Source organism: Arthrobacter sp. AOP36-F1-5 (genome assembly GCF_058137995.1).
This window is the reverse complement of the sequence record NZ_CM176892.1, coordinates 2,109,158-2,124,054: the sequence shown is the minus strand read 5'-3', so window position 1 is coordinate 2,124,054 and position 14,897 is coordinate 2,109,158. Positions and strand designations below refer to the sequence as shown.

General features: G+C 62.4%; 15 protein-coding genes. 9 read left to right on the top strand and 6 right to left on the bottom strand.

Features of this window, described 5'->3' with window-relative positions:
- Window positions 1–3 precede the first annotated feature (3 nt).
- Window positions 4–465, top strand: a complete 462-nt coding sequence (locus AC3ZI9_RS09700) for an NUDIX hydrolase (protein WP_443347365.1) — start codon at window positions 4–6, stop codon at window positions 463–465.
- Window positions 466–487: 22 nt separating this feature from the next.
- Here AC3ZI9_RS09700 and AC3ZI9_RS09695 read toward each other — a convergent pair whose 3' ends face one another.
- A complete protein-coding gene (locus tag AC3ZI9_RS09695) occupies window positions 488–1,036 on the bottom strand; it encodes a DinB family protein (RefSeq protein ID WP_441391708.1) in 549 nt (182 codons plus the stop codon).
- A gap of 178 nt (window positions 1,037–1,214) precedes the next feature.
- On the opposite strand from AC3ZI9_RS09695, the gene AC3ZI9_RS09690 reads away from it, so the two are divergent.
- Window positions 1,215–2,894 carry an APC family permease gene (locus AC3ZI9_RS09690; protein ID WP_441379720.1) on the top strand — a complete coding sequence of 560 codons (1,680 nt, stop codon included), beginning with the start codon at window positions 1,215–1,217 and terminating at the stop codon, window positions 2,892–2,894.
- Between the two features lie 793 nt (window positions 2,895–3,687).
- Window positions 3,688–4,818, top strand: a complete 1,131-nt coding sequence (locus AC3ZI9_RS09685) for an FAD-dependent monooxygenase (RefSeq protein ID WP_443347362.1) — start codon at window positions 3,688–3,690, stop codon at window positions 4,816–4,818.
- A 427-nt stretch (window positions 4,819–5,245) separates the two neighbouring features.
- Here AC3ZI9_RS09685 and AC3ZI9_RS09680 read toward each other — a convergent pair whose 3' ends face one another.
- On the bottom strand, window positions 5,246–5,554 hold the full coding sequence (locus AC3ZI9_RS09680) for a hypothetical protein (protein WP_443347360.1): 309 nt from the start codon (window positions 5,552–5,554) through the stop codon (window positions 5,246–5,248).
- 420 nt (window positions 5,555–5,974) lie between these two features.
- Here AC3ZI9_RS09680 and AC3ZI9_RS09675 point away from each other — a divergent pair, with 420 nt between their 5' ends.
- From AC3ZI9_RS09675 to AC3ZI9_RS09655, 5 genes are all read left to right on the top strand, one after another.
- Entirely contained in the window at window positions 5,975–6,262 is a 288-nt protein-coding gene (locus tag AC3ZI9_RS09675) for a hypothetical protein (protein WP_441379718.1), read from the top strand.
- Window positions 6,263–6,586: 324 nt separating this feature from the next.
- Window positions 6,587–8,314: a carbon starvation CstA family protein gene (locus tag AC3ZI9_RS09670; RefSeq protein ID WP_443347359.1), complete on the top strand. Its 1,728-nt coding sequence runs from the start codon at window positions 6,587–6,589 to the stop codon at window positions 8,312–8,314.
- A 73-nt stretch (window positions 8,315–8,387) separates the two neighbouring features.
- Window positions 8,388–8,612 carry a cory-CC-star protein gene (locus AC3ZI9_RS09665; protein ID WP_086998377.1) on the top strand — a complete coding sequence of 75 codons (225 nt, stop codon included), beginning with the start codon at window positions 8,388–8,390 and terminating at the stop codon, window positions 8,610–8,612.
- A complete protein-coding gene (locus AC3ZI9_RS09660; protein WP_443384079.1) occupies window positions 8,603–9,586 on the top strand; it encodes an ArsA family ATPase in 984 nt (327 codons plus the stop codon). Before AC3ZI9_RS09665 ends, AC3ZI9_RS09660 begins: the two co-directional genes overlap by 10 nt.
- Window positions 9,587–9,618: 32 nt before the next feature.
- Complete coding sequence (locus AC3ZI9_RS09655; protein WP_443384089.1) at window positions 9,619–10,026, top strand: ASCH domain-containing protein; 408 nt, start codon at window positions 9,619–9,621, stop codon at window positions 10,024–10,026.
- Window positions 10,027–10,060: 34 nt separating this feature from the next.
- On the opposite strand, the gene AC3ZI9_RS09650 is transcribed toward AC3ZI9_RS09655, so the two are convergent.
- Together AC3ZI9_RS09650 and AC3ZI9_RS09645 are read right to left on the bottom strand one after the other, a co-directional pair.
- Complete coding sequence (locus AC3ZI9_RS09650) at window positions 10,061–10,564, bottom strand: GNAT family N-acetyltransferase (RefSeq protein ID WP_443384080.1); 504 nt, start codon at window positions 10,562–10,564, stop codon at window positions 10,061–10,063.
- Window positions 10,561–11,538 (bottom strand): hypothetical protein, encoded by a 978-nt coding sequence (locus AC3ZI9_RS09645; RefSeq protein ID WP_443384081.1) that lies wholly within the window; start codon window positions 11,536–11,538, stop codon window positions 10,561–10,563. The genes AC3ZI9_RS09650 and AC3ZI9_RS09645 overlap by 4 nt, the downstream gene beginning before the upstream one ends.
- A gap of 744 nt (window positions 11,539–12,282) precedes the next feature.
- On the opposite strand from AC3ZI9_RS09645, the gene AC3ZI9_RS09640 reads away from it, so the two are divergent.
- Window positions 12,283–12,777 carry a GNAT family N-acetyltransferase gene (locus AC3ZI9_RS09640; protein WP_443384082.1) on the top strand — a complete coding sequence of 165 codons (495 nt, stop codon included), beginning with the start codon at window positions 12,283–12,285 and terminating at the stop codon, window positions 12,775–12,777.
- Window positions 12,778–12,804: 27 nt separating this feature from the next.
- On the opposite strand, the gene AC3ZI9_RS09635 is transcribed toward AC3ZI9_RS09640, so the two are convergent.
- Window positions 12,805–13,443: an isochorismatase family protein gene (locus AC3ZI9_RS09635; RefSeq protein WP_443384083.1), complete on the bottom strand. Its 639-nt coding sequence runs from the start codon at window positions 13,441–13,443 to the stop codon at window positions 12,805–12,807.
- A gap of 38 nt (window positions 13,444–13,481) precedes the next feature.
- Window positions 13,482–14,795, bottom strand: coding sequence for a nicotinate phosphoribosyltransferase (locus AC3ZI9_RS09630; RefSeq protein WP_443347348.1), 1,314 nt, complete (start codon window positions 14,793–14,795; stop codon window positions 13,482–13,484).
- Between the last annotated feature and the right edge of the window lie 102 nt (window positions 14,796–14,897).

Below are 14,897 nucleotides of genomic sequence, written 5' to 3'. Positions count from 1 at the left end.
TCGATGTCTGAACGTCCTCGTTTAGTCCCCGCCAGCTACGTCGCTTTTCGTCGTGCCGATCAGGTCTTGCTGCAATTGAGACAAGGCACCGGATACATGGACGGCTGCTGGGCGGCGGCCGCTGCCGGTCATCTCGAAGCAGGTGAGTCCGCCGTCCAGGCGGCAGTGCGCGAAGCCCAAGAGGAACTGGGGATCACTATTGACCCAGAGCAACTGGTCCCGCTGACCACGATGCACCGCACGCAACGATCAGCAGGTGCTGCGGGGCAACGGGTGGATTTCTTCTTCAGCTGCGAGTTGTGGCACGGAGAACCGCGGCTCATGGAACCTGATAAAGCTGCTGATCTGGGCTGGTTCCCGCTGGATGGCCTGCCTCATTTTGTGGTTCCCCACGAAAGGTACGTCTTTGAACGTCTAGCAGCGGGCCTGCCGGCCCTGACGACCTTCGGATTCGATACGGTTTGAGCGGGTGGACCCGCGGATGCTCCTATTCCCCGGTGGTCCCGTCGAGGCACTCGCGGAGCAGGTCGGCGTGTCCGTTATGTCGGGCGTATTCCTCGATGAGGTGCAGGAAGATCCAGCGCAGCGTCACGGCTTCGCCATCCCGGCGACGAACCGAGAGCTCATCCAGGGACTCATGGGCCCGCGCGATCTCGCGGCTGGTCGTGATGGCCTCGTCCAAGACGGAGACTTCGTGGCGGACTTCCTCCGACGCCGTCGCCGCCAGCGGATCGAACCCATGATGGTCACCATCCGGGTTTTCTGCCGTGCAGTAGAGATCTGATGGATCGCGGCCGGCGAAGACGTCGGCGAACCAATAGCGCTCGACCTCCGTGAGGTGGCGGAGCAGACCACGCAGGCTCAAAGTCGAGGGCGGTACTGCTTGCTGGCCCAACTGTTCCGCGCTCAGACCAACGCACTTGGTCAGCAAGGTCGCTCGATGGAACTCCAGCCACGCTTCAAGGGCCCGCCGCTCGTTGTCATCGAAGGGCGGATCGGTGCGTTCGGGGGCCGTGGAGCAGGGGAGAGGGTCCATCATCCGACGCTACACGCACCGCGGCAACTACCCAGGAAAGAGCAACACAAAAAAGCCGAAAGATCCGCATTACTGTTATTGACACCCGGAATTCACAGGCAGATACTGCAAAAGTGACCCGCATCACCGAGCCACGTGGCCGCATGATGATTATTGTGCTCTACAGAAGAAGCCGAAGATGTCTTCACCAACGTCACCCCCCACCAAGGTCAAGGTCGAACTGGACCGGGGTTTGAAACCAGATATCGGCAAGATCGGGCTGCTCTTTACCGGCGTCGGCTCCATCATCGGCTCCGGATGGTTGTTCGGTGCTTTTGAGGCGGCGTCCTTGGTCGGCCCGGCTGCGATTATCTCGTGGATCCTCGGGGCCGTCATGATCATCATCGTCGCCCTGAACTACGCCGAGCTCGGCGTCATGTTCCCGGTCGCCGGGGGCGTCATCCGGTTCCCGCACTACTCCTTCGGATCCTTCGCCAGCTACACCAGCGGTTGGATCACGTGGCTGGCGGTGGTGGCAACGGTGCCGATCGAGGTCTTGGCCGCGGTGCAATATGCCTCCAGCTATCTGCCATGGCTGATGCACACCGTGGATGGCACCCTCGTGCTGACCGGTGGGGGCATCGCCGTGAGCGTTGTCTTGGTGGCGGTGTTCTGTGTCATCAACATGTTTGGCGTCAAACTCTTCGCCCGGTTCAACAACGTTTTGGTCTGGTGGAAACTCGGCGTCATTCTGCTGGTTATCGTCGTGCTCGGCATCCTGGCCTTCCATCCGGGACACTTCCACGAAGCGCGGTTCGGTGGTTTCATGCCCCAAGGAGTAGGCCCGATCTTCGCGGCGCTTCCTGCCGCCGGCATCGTGTTCTCCTACCTGGGGTTTCGTCAGGGGGTCGAGTTCGCCGGTGAGACGACGAATCCGCAAAAGAACGTGCCCTTTGCCTTGATCGGATCGATCGTGATCACCGGGATCATCTACGTGCTGCTGCAGATCGCCTTCATCGGTGCCGTGCCGGACAGCATGCTTTCCAACGGATGGGCGGGTCTCTCGTTCACCAACGATGCCGGCCCCTGGGCAGAGATTGCGATAGTGCTGGGTGCGATGTGGCTCGGCATCATCCTCTATGTTGATGCGGTGGTCTCTCCTGCCGATACGGGCCTGATCTACACGGCCCTGTCGCCCCGTCTTTCCTATTCTCAAGCCCGGGTCGGCAATGCCCCGTCGGGTTTGCAAAAACTGAGTAAGCGGGGAGTCCCTTGGGTCGGGCTCTTGGTGATGTTCGTGGTCGCCTGCTTCATGTTCCTCCCGTTCCCTTCCTGGGCGAAGCTCGTCGGCTTCATCACCACCGGCACCGTGCTGTCCTTCGGCAGTGGCCCGGTCACCGTGGCGGCCTTGCGCCGTCAACTACCGGATCAGGACCGCCCCTACCGGCTCCCCGGAGGAGATGTGCTTCCGTTCCTCGGGTTCCTGTGTGCGAACCTCATCGTGTACTGGACCGGCTGGGATACGAACTGGAAGCTGTTCCTGGCGGTGGCGATCGGCTACATCGTCCTGAGCCTGCACTACGCTTTTAGCGACCGGAGCAAGATCCCGCCACTGCAGATGAAGTCCGGGTGGTGGATGCTCCTGTGGATGGGTGGCTTGGCCTTGTTGAGTTGGATCGGTCACTACGGCGATGGGTCGCTGGATCTCTTGACCTTCGGCTGGGGTGAGCTCGGAGCCCTGGTTCTGACGGCGATCGTGTTCTGGGTAGCCGTGACGCGGCGTTTGTCACCACAGGAAGTCGTCGACAACGTCGAACGCACCCATATGGTGGACCCCGGGGCAGGCGACGAAGCGGAGTCGACCAATAAGACCCAGTAGGTTCTCACCGCTGGAGGTTTCGAGGCATGAAGCCTCGGCAGGGGCAAGAAAAAGCCCCACCCCTGCTGAGGAGCGCGAAAGCCTTTTGGCACGAGTAACCAGCGGGCCGGACAGCTCCAGATGGTGCGTATGTTTCCTGACAACGCGGACACCGTGCTGTGGATCTGTGAGCCCGTTGGCGGCGAACCCGCCGAATTGCTGCCTGAAGGCATCAGCGGTCTCAGGGTTGTGAGCAGTCTGAAGACGACTCACTGACTTCGGATCTCGACTGGATATGTACTGACCTCGCCCGACACATCGCTCGGGCAGGCACCGTTTCGGGCCAGCGGCTCGGGGATGAATTCGGCGACGGGAATTAAATCGAGTGTACTTCCCATGAGTTCAACGTTCCTATCCTCGGATTCCGCGCCGTGGGGTCAGTGGCCAATCCCCGTGCAGCCGCCGCATTCGATGCCTTGGCATGCACACTGAGGACAGAAGAAGAACGCAATATCCAGGAATCGGACATTCTGAGAGAGGACCGGGTTGGTTCGCCGAAACTTCACCATCGAAGACAGGTTACAGGCCTTGGCCGACTGGGGCGGATCAGGGCAGGACATATGAATTGTCCAGCCGAACGTGCCCCGGGTACGCCCGTCGCGAACTCGCCCAAGCCCCTACCGGAGGAGGCAATAGGATGGCCCGTCCGGGGTAGTGGGCCTCATGACTGAACCCGCAGCGGCGTAGCAGACGTTCTCGCCGTATCGCTGTCGTTGGACAGCTCGATGACATCCCCGGCGGTAGAGGGAGGAACATGGTTCGAGCAGAGACTTTCTCTGGGTCGATTCCTGAGCGGGGGACAGCCATCGTTGTCGGCGCCTCGCTGGCTGGTTTGGCGCTATCCATTTCATTGGCCAGATCTGGACTGGCAGTGAACGTCTTTGAACGGGCAGCGGAGGAACGCAACGGTGGGACTGGCCTCCGGCTCTGGGCTGGGATGGGTGAAACCATACGTCGGAGGGACGGTTCTGGGTTTTCGGCGCCGACGATTGCCTCTATCGCTTCGTCAGGTGTCCCAGGGCCCGAGGGGTGGGCGACGGTCCGTCGCAGACTGGCCGATGCGGCTGCCACGGAACCCGGGATATCGATCCACTATGAGAGCGAAGTAGTGGAGATCGGGCAAGACGCCGAAACCGCATGGATCAAGGATGCCAGCGGCAAGGTCCACGGAGCAGACATTCTCTTGGGTGCTGACGGGCACCGCAGCATGGTGCGGCGCAGCGTGGACCCGTCCCATCCTGACGCCACCTATGCTGGCTATACGATCTGGACCGGAAAAGCCCCCTACGAAGCGGCGCCAGGCTGGGCCGAGGGCCACAATCACATGGATATGATCACCCTGCCCCACGGGGACGGGGCGATGATCGTGGGAGAAACGAAGACCAACGGCGAACCGCGGAGATATTTCTGGCAGTGGTACGACCCCACCAGCGACGACTACTTGCATGAATCCGGTGCACTGGTGGAAAACGTCTCCCAGCACTCCTTGGTCAACGAGGGAATCGCGGCCTCGAAATACGAGGACATCCACCGCCGTGCCGGGCATTGGCCGGCGCCCTGGGACCAGATTGTGCGTCATAGTGTCCATCGGCGACAGGTTATCGCCACACCGATCGCCGAATATGTACCCCGACGTCTGACGCGTGGACGGATCGCGATCATCGGCGACGCAGCGCATGTGCCCTCACCCATGACCGGCGCCGGATTCGATACCGGGCTGGGTGATGCCGAGACGCTGGGCGAGCTCACTGACCACGGTGTGGTGGGGCGACGGGGCGTCGAAGTCCTCAAAACGTATGAGAAGCAGCGATTGCGGACTGCGCAACGAATGGTCAGGTCCGGTCAGGGCTTTGGCCGGAGCCTGCTGAACCACCCGAACCACTGAGCAGGGAAGCAGTTTTCAGCCGATTCCGGTAAAAACTCAGTGAGCGGTGAACCAACCCTTGACCATGCTGTAGAAGCGCTGCCGCTGCCGCTTTCTGCGACGTTGGGTCGATACGTGGTCGGGGTTTTGGTCCCGTAGGTACTTCAGGAAGATATGGGCGGTCTGATCGTTCTTCGCGCCGGAAACAGGCTGGCCTATTGATCCAAACATTGCGCGTCACCTCCAAACGGCACGTGGAAGTCGGGTGCCGTTGAACCGAGCGTACACGCTCTATTTCGAATCAACCATGGTGAGATACCTGGGGGATCGTCCGCCTAACTCCTGGAGGAGAGGAGGGGGACTGCCAGGGTGAAGACCAGGATGCCCAGGGGGTTCAGCCAGAATTCCTGCTTGAGCAAGAGGGCTCGAAGGTGTGCAGAGGCCACAGCTAGGAAGTAGGGGCCACGGCCAGGTTCGCGGCGAAGGTGATGCCCTGGACGAGGATCTCCGCCATCAGGCCGGCCACGGAGAGGAACTTGATGAAAACCAGCGCCCACCGCCGGTCCCGGGGGAAGCGGACACCGTCCAGGTAGTTTCGAACGAACTTCGGTGGCCGGAGGTAAATGGCTGCATCAACGGCAGAACGAGGGCCAGCAGGGCCGTGGGCCACCAGGGCGCCATCGGCCCATGCGAGGAGTGCCCCCAGATAGGCGAAGTAGATGGCTGCGGCGGACTCGGTCGCCGGGGAAGTAGACATGCCATGTTCTTCCAAAGTACATAAGAGCTGCGAGGTCCGGGCGCTGGATCCCGGAGAACCTGTCTGCTCGGCAACTTTGCGCACGGAGGTTGTCGTGAAGCTGCTTTCGAGTAAGAGTGCTTCCGCTGCCGTCATGATTTTCCGTTGAGGTATTTGACGTTGGGAACCACCGCATTGAACGCGTTCGCTGGACATGTTCAGTGGCTGAGCAAAGACGCTAGCCGCAGGAGCTCGGTACAAGGCTGGAAGACTAGGCTCATGAGGCTTGCTTCGGCTGTCTCGTAACGCATAGCCTCCTCGGTCGAGGCAGAATGGCTCGGCGCTTATGGGGTGTACGTACTCAACGGGCAGGACGGGGCGCAGCATCGATCGAGAGAACATCGACCCGGCCTCCAAGGACGTGTTGCCCTTGCCATCGGCATGGATATCGACGCGGGCCTGCTCTCCCTGGAGACTACGGTTTCGGTGATGCTGCCGGAAATGCAGCTCCGAACCGCTATCGACCAGGTGATGGTGGGGCATTTAGTGGCCATGAACAGTGGAATTGGTTTCCAAGGGCTCGTAATCGTGGAGGGGCCCGGCGCCGACCGCGGGCAGGAAATATTGGCCAGACCAAGCCGTGTGGCCTGGGCCGAAGCCCCGATCGACGGTGATGGTCAGATGGCCTGGAGGGGGCCCGGATCTTTGTGGCGCTTGGATGGAAAATAGACAATACGTCCTGATCGATCTCGTAGGGGTCCCCGTCGTGAAGATACTGCACATGAAGAAGCGCGAGATCACCGTCAGCTGGAGCTGGTCCGAGAGTCTCACGGGTTGGGTGATCGACGGCCCGGCTGCGCGAAGTTGATCATTACGTAGCGGGGTCCTGTAGATGACGTGCCGCTCGGGGGCCCTGATATTGTCGACAGGTATATGACTGATGTCACGTCGGTCGCCGTGGCAAACCAGCCTCGGTTCACTCGCACTACCGGACACTGCCGGGTTGTTCAAGGCCAGATGTCCGAGATAGCTCACCAAGGAGGGGAGAACTTCATGGGTTCCCTGATACTCATGATCATTGGTTTGGCCGTCATGGCGGCCGGCTATCTGGTCTACTCCAAGTTCCTCGCGCAGAGGGTCTATAAACTCGACAGCAGTTTCGTGACGCCCGCCCATGAACTCAAAGACGGCGTGGACTACATGCCCACCAATAAGTTCATTCTGTGGGGCCACCACTTCACCTCGGTCGCCGGTGCCGCACCCATCGTCGGGCCAGCGATTGCTGTGATTTGGGGCTGGCTTCCCGCCTTGCTCTGGGTCACTCTGGGCACCGTCTTCTTCGCGGGAATGCACGATTTCGGCACCCTATGGGCTTCGACGCGCAATAAGGGACGGTCCATCGGGGCTTTATCCGCCCGCTACATTGGCAAACGTGGAGCCAATCTGTTCCTCGTGGTCATCTTCCTGGTGCTGCTGATGGTGATCGCGGCCTTCGCCGTCGTCATCAAGAACCTGCTCATCAGCACGCCGGGAGCTGTCATCCCCGTCTGGGGCGCCATCGTCGTTGCCCTGCTGGTGGGCGTGGCCGTCTACCGGCTGCGCTGGCCGCTGCTGCCCGTCACCGTCGTCGGTGTCGTCGTCCTGTACGCACTGATCGTGGTGGGGGACAAGATGCCAGTGGTTCTTCCCGAATCCATGCTCGGCATGTCCCCGGCCACCTTCTGGATCCTGGCGCTCTTTGTGTACGGGGCGATCGCTTCACTGCTGCCGGTATGGGTTCTGCTGCAGCCGCGCGACTACATCAATGGCGTCCAGCTCTTTGTCGGTTTGATCCTCCTGTTCGGCTCGGTCCTGCTTGCCACGCTATTCTCCGCATCACCCCCGGACATTGTGGCGCCAGCCATCAACATGAACGTTCCCGACGGAACGCCGAGCATGATTCCGTTGCTGTTCGTCACCATCGCCTGTGGCGCCATCTCGGGCTTCCACGGCATGGTCGCCTCCGGGACGACCTCGAAGCAGCTCGATAAGGAAACGGACGCCCGTTTCGTCGGGTATTTCGGTGCCGTCGGTGAGGGGCTGCTCTCACTGGGTACGATCCTCGCGGTCATCGGTGGCTTCAAGTCCGTTGCCGAATGGAACGAGATCTACAGCGAGTTCGGTGCGGCAGGGGTCAACGCCTTCGTCGAAGGGGGCGCAACGCTGATGCAGAACGGCATCGGCCTTCCTGCTTCGCTCAGTGCCACGGTGTTGGCGACCATGGCCGTGCTCTTCGCTGCGACCACCATGGATACCGGAATGCGGCTACTGCGCTTCGTGGTCCAAGAGGCAGGTGAGGCATTCAAGCTGAAAATCGGCAAGATCCCGGCAACCCTGATCGTCGTGGTCCTCGGTCTGGGACTGACGTTCTCACAGGGTCTGGGAGGCGAAGGCGGACTGCGCATCTGGCCACTGTTCGGCACCACGAACCAGCTGATGGCCTCGCTCAGTTTGTCGATCATCGCGGTCATTCTGATCCGTAAGGGGCGCAACCCCATCACGGCACTGATTCCGCTGGTGATCATCTTCGTCATGGCCTTCTGGGCCGCGATCGAACAGCTGGGTAGCTTCACCGATCCGGCCAACCCCGACTGGATGCTCTTCGCGCTGGACGTCATCATCATCGTGGCTAGTGTGTGGGTCGCCGTCGAAGCGATCCTGGCCATGCGCAACGCCAGGACGATGGTGCCCGAACACGAGGGCGCCGATGCTGAGATGGCGGCGACGAGGGAAGACCTCTAACCCGATGGAACCAGCATCGACCAACCGGCGCCGGGAGAGATTCTTCCGGCGCTGGTCGGCTCTCCGGGAAGGGATGTACGAGTTCTATGTGGGACCGTACCGCCAGATGTTCAAACGGGAGCAGCAACAAGAGGACGATCTGTTCATGATCGCCGTCTTGGGTGAAGCCCTCGGGGTACCCGACCCGGCCGCCTATTACACCGCAGAACTCATGCCCGCCGTGTGGGAAAATTTCCATGCCTGGCACCGCCGCGTCGGGATCCCACGATCGCCATTGGACCATATTGGATGTTGCTGAAACTCGCTAGTGAACGCGAAGTACTCTTCGTCGGGGGCAAGGGTGGTGTCGGTAAGACCTCCGTGGCATCGGCCCTGGCGCTGGCCCGCGCCCGCAGCGGTGGACGGGTGCTACTGGTCTCCACAGATCCGGCACATAACCTGGGACATATCTGGGACCTGCAGCTCTCGGATACCGCTGCCCGGGTGTTTACGGCACCGGCCGGGTATGTCGATGCCGTGGAAATCGACCCGCAGGCCACCATCGAGCGTCACTTCACATCGGTGAGCGCGACGATGATGAAACTTCTTCCCGAGCAGCTGCACCGCTCCGCGCAACAGCATCTCGACCTCGCGAAGACTGCGCCGGGCACCCACGAATCGGCAGTCCTGGAGCGGATCGCCGAGCTGATCGATCACGGTGCCGCAGCCTATGACCTGGTTCTTTTCGACACGGCACCCTCGGGGCATACCCTGCACCTGCTGACCCTGCCGGAGAAGTTGACGGGATGGACGGAATCCTTGCTCGCCAGTCGCTCCAGATCCGAGCGATTCGCCGCTGCCGCTCGCGGAATCGTCGGCGGTGAAGACCCTCAGGCGGAAGCAGACTCGGAGCTGAGGCGGAACCTGATTGCCCGCCGTGACCGATTCGCCCGCATGCGAGAAACGATCACCGACGAGACCGCCACTGGTTTCGTGATCGTGAGTCTGGCCGAGAAAATGCCCGTGGCAGAGTCCCTGGACATTGTGAGGCAATTACGTGATCTAGGAATCGATGTCGCTTCCCTGGTGGTCAACCGCAGATCACCCGCGGATGCCGGTTCCTTCCTGACGGAGCGCAGGGAACTCGAGGAGACTTCACTGCAGGTGCTCCGCCAGAAACTCCCTACGGTACCGATGTCCGAACTGCCACTGCTGGCGCGGGATCTGACGGGCGAGGAGGCCTTGGAGGAGCTCGCATCGCTGTTGGCCGGGGCCGGACGGATCGTCGAATAGGGGGGGGAGTGAGGTTCTGGTTAGCTGTGGAGATGAATGACAAACTGCCGATCATTGAATTTGCGTTCCCGGGGCCGCTACGTGACAGCCTGATTGCTGCCATCGAAACGGGCGCCAAAACCTCAACCAGCACCTTGTTGCGCGAATACGAGGTCGGGGATGAGGCGCTGCCGGCTGTCGGCGACACTGGCTGTGTCGTCGGCTCCGACGGAGAAAGGCTCTTCGCGCTGCAGACCACAGGCGTCGACGTCGTGCGGCTGGCAGATGTGCCCCTCGACCATGCCCTGGCGGAAGGCGAAGGCTATACCTCGGTGGCCCATTGGCGGGCCGGACACATGGAATTCTGGACTTCCGCCGAAATTCGGGCGGAGCTCGGAGCGGAATTCGAGCCCGGCGACGACACGCTGGTCGTCCTGGAGCGGTTCGTCGTCGTTCCCTGACGTCCGCAGACCTCTGGCGAGTCGAAGTGCGGGCTCAGTCGCGGTGGAGGGATAAACGCATGGTCGGTTGCTGTCGGCGCACCCACCCCAGGGATTCGTAGAGCGCCAGACCCTCCTCGCTGGCTGCCAGATCGACCCTGGCCGCCGATGTTTCGTGGCGGAACCAGTCGAGGAGTTCCTGGACGCAGGCTCGAGCGTAGCCGCGGCGGCGGTGGCTCTCGAGGGTGACGACATTGGAGAGATGCCCGGTCACCGTTGCGCAGCTTGCAGGCGACGGTGGCGTGGTGTGGACATAGCCAAGGGCGGCCGCCACGGCCGTTCCCGAGGAATAGACGATGTACGCACAGGCATCCACGCCCAGATGCTCGGAGAACCATCTCGACGCCTCGTCGAGCCATAGAGCTTCCGGATCGGCCTCGTGGCCCATGGTTGCGAACATGGCTGCCCGAAGCCCCACGAGTGAGCCGATGTCGTCGTCGGTTGCACGGTGGATCACCGGGGCAGGGGGCGAGGGTTCCACTTTCGGCTCGAAGCTCATGCCGGCATCCCGGGATAGCCGGCAGGGGTCAGCCAAAGATGTCCGCCGACGACCTGTCGGCCCATGGAGATGGAGTTGCGCAGAGACGGCTTGTTTTCGGGGTGGATGTGGCCCCAAAGCACGTCGCCAACCGAGGTGATCGGCAACCTGCCGCAGAGTTGGAGCAGCACCGCGATGCCCAGTTGCCGCCCCCGGTGTTCCGCGTCGATGCACAGCTCTTGGACGCTGTATCCCGACATGCCGTAGGCGTCCTCGCGAGCAGCGGCGACGACACCGATCGATTCGGAATCGGTACATACCTCGAACAGCAGATTTTCTTCGGCTGCGCTGGACAGAAGGTCGACGTCGGCCGGGCGCGCCCAGGACCTGATACCGGGGCGCGAATGTTCCAGCTCGTCGTATATCGCGGCCACACGGTCGGCCACTGCTTCAGGAGCGCCGGGGCGAAGCTCGACGCTCTCGGAGGTGCTCGGCATTGCGCGCCGTTTAAGGGTTTCCAACAGTCCGGCGACAACGAACAAGTCAGTGGTCGCGTGTCCGCCATAGGCGCCGGACCGTGCCAACTCGGAGAGGGTCTGCTGGGGATCGGGGCAGTGGATTCGAAGGCAGAGCGGCGAGAAGCCGGCAAAGTGCGGAAGCACGTCGGTCAGTACTGCCCGCTGCGATGGTTCCGGTGCGAGCGAGGTGGCGATGATGTCGACGAACGGCTTGCTGATGTCGCGGTCCCTGAAGCGGATGCCGGCGATCGCCCAGTCTCCGCCGGGAAGGGTGATGCGGCGATTGGCCCATTCGAGCGGATCGTCAATGGGCAACTGGACCAGATCGCGGATCCGCGCTCCCCATGCTGCGTCACCCACCAGGGCCATGCTGGGTTCAAGCCATTCGCTGAGGTTGCGCTGCAGGGGCGGAGACCAGTCGACGATGCGCGGTGAGGTCCAGGCCGTGGCGGCTTCAAGGATTTCAGCAGAGAGCATTCGGCGAGTCTAATGCGTCGCTACGTTGAGGATGCGTCGAGCTGGTCGATGTTATCGCCCAGCGGTCCTCCGGGCGTTGGCGGAGACGGGGAAGGCCAATACCGTCCGGGTCATGGAGTTCATGAAGATCGACGGAGCCGAGATCGCTTTCCACCTCGCGGGTTCCGGGCCTCCGCTGCTGGCCCCGGAATGCAACCACACGTGGTCTCCGGATACTCCTTCACGGGTGCGTTCGGGCCGTGGCTGGCTGATCAACTGGCCGAACGCCGCTCGGTGGCAGCAGTTGCCTCAGGAGGCTTTCCCCTGCAAGGTGACTACCGAATCACCTCCCGAGACGTCAACGCCCAGATGGTGGAATGAGAGCAGGATCAAGAGAACTGGGCACGATATAACGAACGGTTTCACCTGTTGGCAGGTGCGGAATTCTATCGAGACCTCGCCCTGGAGCCGCCGGACACCTTGGTCGATCAAATATCCTGTCCACTCTTCAGTTTCTGGGGTTCCCAAGATCAGGATGCCGTCGGAATGGTCATGCCCCACAGGAACTCGCCGAAGGACTGACCCGGCGGGGCGTGCCCTGGAAACAATACGAGGGATACGACCATGAAGGACTCAACAGCCAGCTGCAGATCGCGTGGCCCGATACCGAGAAATGGCTCCTGGAACAAGCGGTCGAACAACGACTCTGAACCACTCTGGCGGCAACGATCCACGGCTCTGTTCTCGACATGACATCATGACCCGATGGCCTACACGATCAGACGTCCCTCCTCCGCCGATGCCGCCGCGATGGCGGAATTGCATGTGGCAACCTGGCAACAGACCTACGCCCACCTGCTTCCCGCTGGGTTCTTCAATGAGGAGCATCTGGGCAAGCGTCGGGGCATGTGGGAGCAGATCCTGGGGGAGGACCGGGACGACTTCTCAATCCGCCTGGCCGAGCAGGACGGTGAACCCCTCGGCTTCGCATTCTCCGGCCCGAGCGTGGCTACAGCCAACGGGATGGCGCCGCGAGAGCGTCAGCTGTTCTGCCTGTATGTGCTCCACAGCGGCCACGGAACCGGCGTCGGACAGGACCTTTTCAACGGGGTTCTCGCCGAGACACCGGCGATGCTCTGGGTTGAGCAAGGGAACCCCCGGGCCATCGCCTTCTATCAACGCAACGGTTTCGCCTTTGATGGCACCGAACAGACCGACCCGGGAACACCGCGCATCGTTGAAGCGAGAATGCTCAGGTAGTCCCACTCGCGAAAACGGTGACAGCGACTAGGAGTCCCGGTCGATCGTGACGCCGGCACGGGCCAGCTCACCGAGCACGGTGGGCACCGTGACCTGGTGGACGGCTGCAGTCAGCCGAGCCAGGATCGTGGTGTCGAACCGTGCCCGGACCGCGTCCAGAGCGGTTTCCCGCACACAGAAGTCGGTGGCAATACCCACGATGTCCACCTTGTGGATGTGTCGCGAGCTCAGCCATTCCCCGAGTGATTCGCCAGGGGTGCTATCCAGGGATTCGACGTCGGCTTCCTCGGAGGTCGCCGCCGGATCGTTGGGGTCCACCAGGGTGGATTCGAAACCGGAGTAGGCGGCCTCATAACGTCCCTTGCGGAACGTGGCGGTCAAGGCGCCGGCCTTCAGGATCGGGGCGAGCCCGGCATGGAGTTCGGCCCCGTGGGTGCCGGCCACGCAGTGCACGGGCCAGGAGTCGATATAGTCCGGCTCGGCGGAAAAGTGGGTCCCCGGATCGATATGCCAGTCCTGGGTGGCGAGGACGGCAGCATACTTCCAGCCGTTATCACTGAGGTAGGAGGTAATGGCGGCAGCGGTGGCGCCACCTCCGGTCACCCCGAGCGAACCACCTTCACAGAAGTCGTTCTGCACGTCGACGATGATCAGGGCCGTTTCCATCTCTTGCTCTCCTTCTTGGGCACCCGGTGGTCGGGTACCTATAGATGATCCACGAATTCGGTGGGGATCACTGGTTCACCGCGCTGCAGGCGTTTGGAAAGTCCTGGCATTTCCTTGACGCTGTCGCGATGACGTTGGGTGGCGCGCCGCAGGCCCTTGGCGCCGGTATATTCCGCGGCGACCACCCCATCGGTCACCAGCGGCACCAGCAGTTCGCGGTCGTTCCCGTCGGAAACCGGCGGCTCCCCGATGCCCACGACCTCTGCGGTGGCCCGGCCACGTTCGTTGAGCCGGCGTAGCGCATATTTGCGTCCGCCGACGCTGACCTTGTTCTTGGCTGCCTTGGCCACATCGACGAAATCGCCGTCGTCGTTCTGTCGTGACACCAGCTTGTAGACCATCGAGGCCGTCGGCGCCCCGGACCCGGTGACCAAGGCCGTGCCGACCCCGTAGGCGTCCACGGGGGCCGAAGCCAGGGCGGCGATGGCGTATTCGTCCAGATCCGAGGTGACCATGATGCGGGTGTTGTGGTTGCCGAGATCGTCGAGCAGGCGGCGCACCCAGCGGGCCTGTTCGACCAGATCGCCGGAGTCCAGTCGGACGGTACCGAGTTCGGGCCCTGCCACCTCCACTGCGGTCCTGACCCCCTGTTCGACGTCGTAGGTGTCCACCAGCAGTGAGGTCCCGGCCCCCATGGACGCGACCTGGGCCTCGAAGGCAGCGCGCTCGGAATCGTGCAGCAGGGTGAAGGAATGGGCTGCGGTGCCCACGGTGGGGACCCCGTAGTGCAGCCCGGCCTCCAGATTGGAGGTGCTGTGGAAGCCGGCGATCACCGCGGCGCGGGCCGCGGCGACCGCCGAATGCTCCTGGGTTCGGCGTGAACCCATTTCAATGCACGGGCGGTCCCCGGCGGCGGCCATCATGCGGGAGGCGGCCGAGGCGATCGCCGAATCATGGTTGAGGACCGAGAGGATGTAGGTCTCCAGGACGCACGCCTCGGCAAAAGTCGACTCGACGGTCAGCAGGGGGGAGTTGGGGAAGTAGAGGTCGCCCTCGGCATACCCGTAGATGTCCCCACTGAACCGGAACTCGCTGAGGTATTGCAGCGTCGTGTCATCGACGACCCCGCGATCGGAGAGGAAATCCAGTTGCTCGGTACCGAACCGAAAATGTTCCAGCCCCTCGAGAATGCGTCCCGTCCCGGCGACCACGCCATAGCGGCGGCCTTCGGGGAGCCGGCGGGCGAAGGCCTCGAACACGGAGCGACGGTGCGCGGCCCCCGAGTGCAGGGACGCCTGGAGCATCGTGAGCTCATAGTGGTCGGTGAAGAGCGAGGTCGGCTGCTGCCACATCGGTCGGAGGACTCCTCGGATCGTTCGATTCAGGACCGCGCTGCCGCGATCCCACCCACACTCTATCGGCTGCCGCGGCCCTGACGTCGTAGAATGGAGGGT

Bases quoted from the DNA above. Each gene is read 5' to 3' on its own strand.
- AC3ZI9_RS09700 (WP_443347365.1), top strand. From the start codon at position 4: ATGTCTGAACGTCCTCGTTTAGTCCCCGCCAGCTACGTCGCTTTTCGT.
- AC3ZI9_RS09695 (WP_441391708.1), bottom strand. From the start codon at position 1,036: ATGGACCCTCTCCCCTGCTCCACGGCCCCCGAACGCACCGATCCGCCC.
- AC3ZI9_RS09690 (WP_441379720.1), top strand. From the start codon at position 1,215: ATGTCTTCACCAACGTCACCCCCCACCAAGGTCAAGGTCGAACTGGAC.
- AC3ZI9_RS09685 (WP_443347362.1), top strand. From the start codon at position 3,688: ATGGTTCGAGCAGAGACTTTCTCTGGGTCGATTCCTGAGCGGGGGACA.
- AC3ZI9_RS09680 (WP_443347360.1), bottom strand. From the start codon at position 5,554: ATGTCTACTTCCCCGGCGACCGAGTCCGCCGCAGCCATCTACTTCGCC.
- AC3ZI9_RS09675 (WP_441379718.1), top strand. From the start codon at position 5,975: ATGGATATCGACGCGGGCCTGCTCTCCCTGGAGACTACGGTTTCGGTG.
- AC3ZI9_RS09670 (WP_443347359.1), top strand. From the start codon at position 6,587: ATGGGTTCCCTGATACTCATGATCATTGGTTTGGCCGTCATGGCGGCC.
- AC3ZI9_RS09665 (WP_086998377.1), top strand. From the start codon at position 8,388: ATGTACGAGTTCTATGTGGGACCGTACCGCCAGATGTTCAAACGGGAG.
- AC3ZI9_RS09660 (WP_443384079.1), top strand. From the start codon at position 8,603: ATGTTGCTGAAACTCGCTAGTGAACGCGAAGTACTCTTCGTCGGGGGC.
- AC3ZI9_RS09655 (WP_443384089.1), top strand. From the start codon at position 9,619: ATGAATGACAAACTGCCGATCATTGAATTTGCGTTCCCGGGGCCGCTA.
- AC3ZI9_RS09650 (WP_443384080.1), bottom strand. From the start codon at position 10,564: ATGAGCTTCGAGCCGAAAGTGGAACCCTCGCCCCCTGCCCCGGTGATC.
- AC3ZI9_RS09645 (WP_443384081.1), bottom strand. From the start codon at position 11,538: ATGCTCTCTGCTGAAATCCTTGAAGCCGCCACGGCCTGGACCTCACCG.
- AC3ZI9_RS09640 (WP_443384082.1), top strand. From the start codon at position 12,283: ATGGCCTACACGATCAGACGTCCCTCCTCCGCCGATGCCGCCGCGATG.
- AC3ZI9_RS09635 (WP_443384083.1), bottom strand. From the start codon at position 13,443: ATGGAAACGGCCCTGATCATCGTCGACGTGCAGAACGACTTCTGTGAA.
- AC3ZI9_RS09630 (WP_443347348.1), bottom strand. From the start codon at position 14,795: ATGTGGCAGCAGCCGACCTCGCTCTTCACCGACCACTATGAGCTCACG.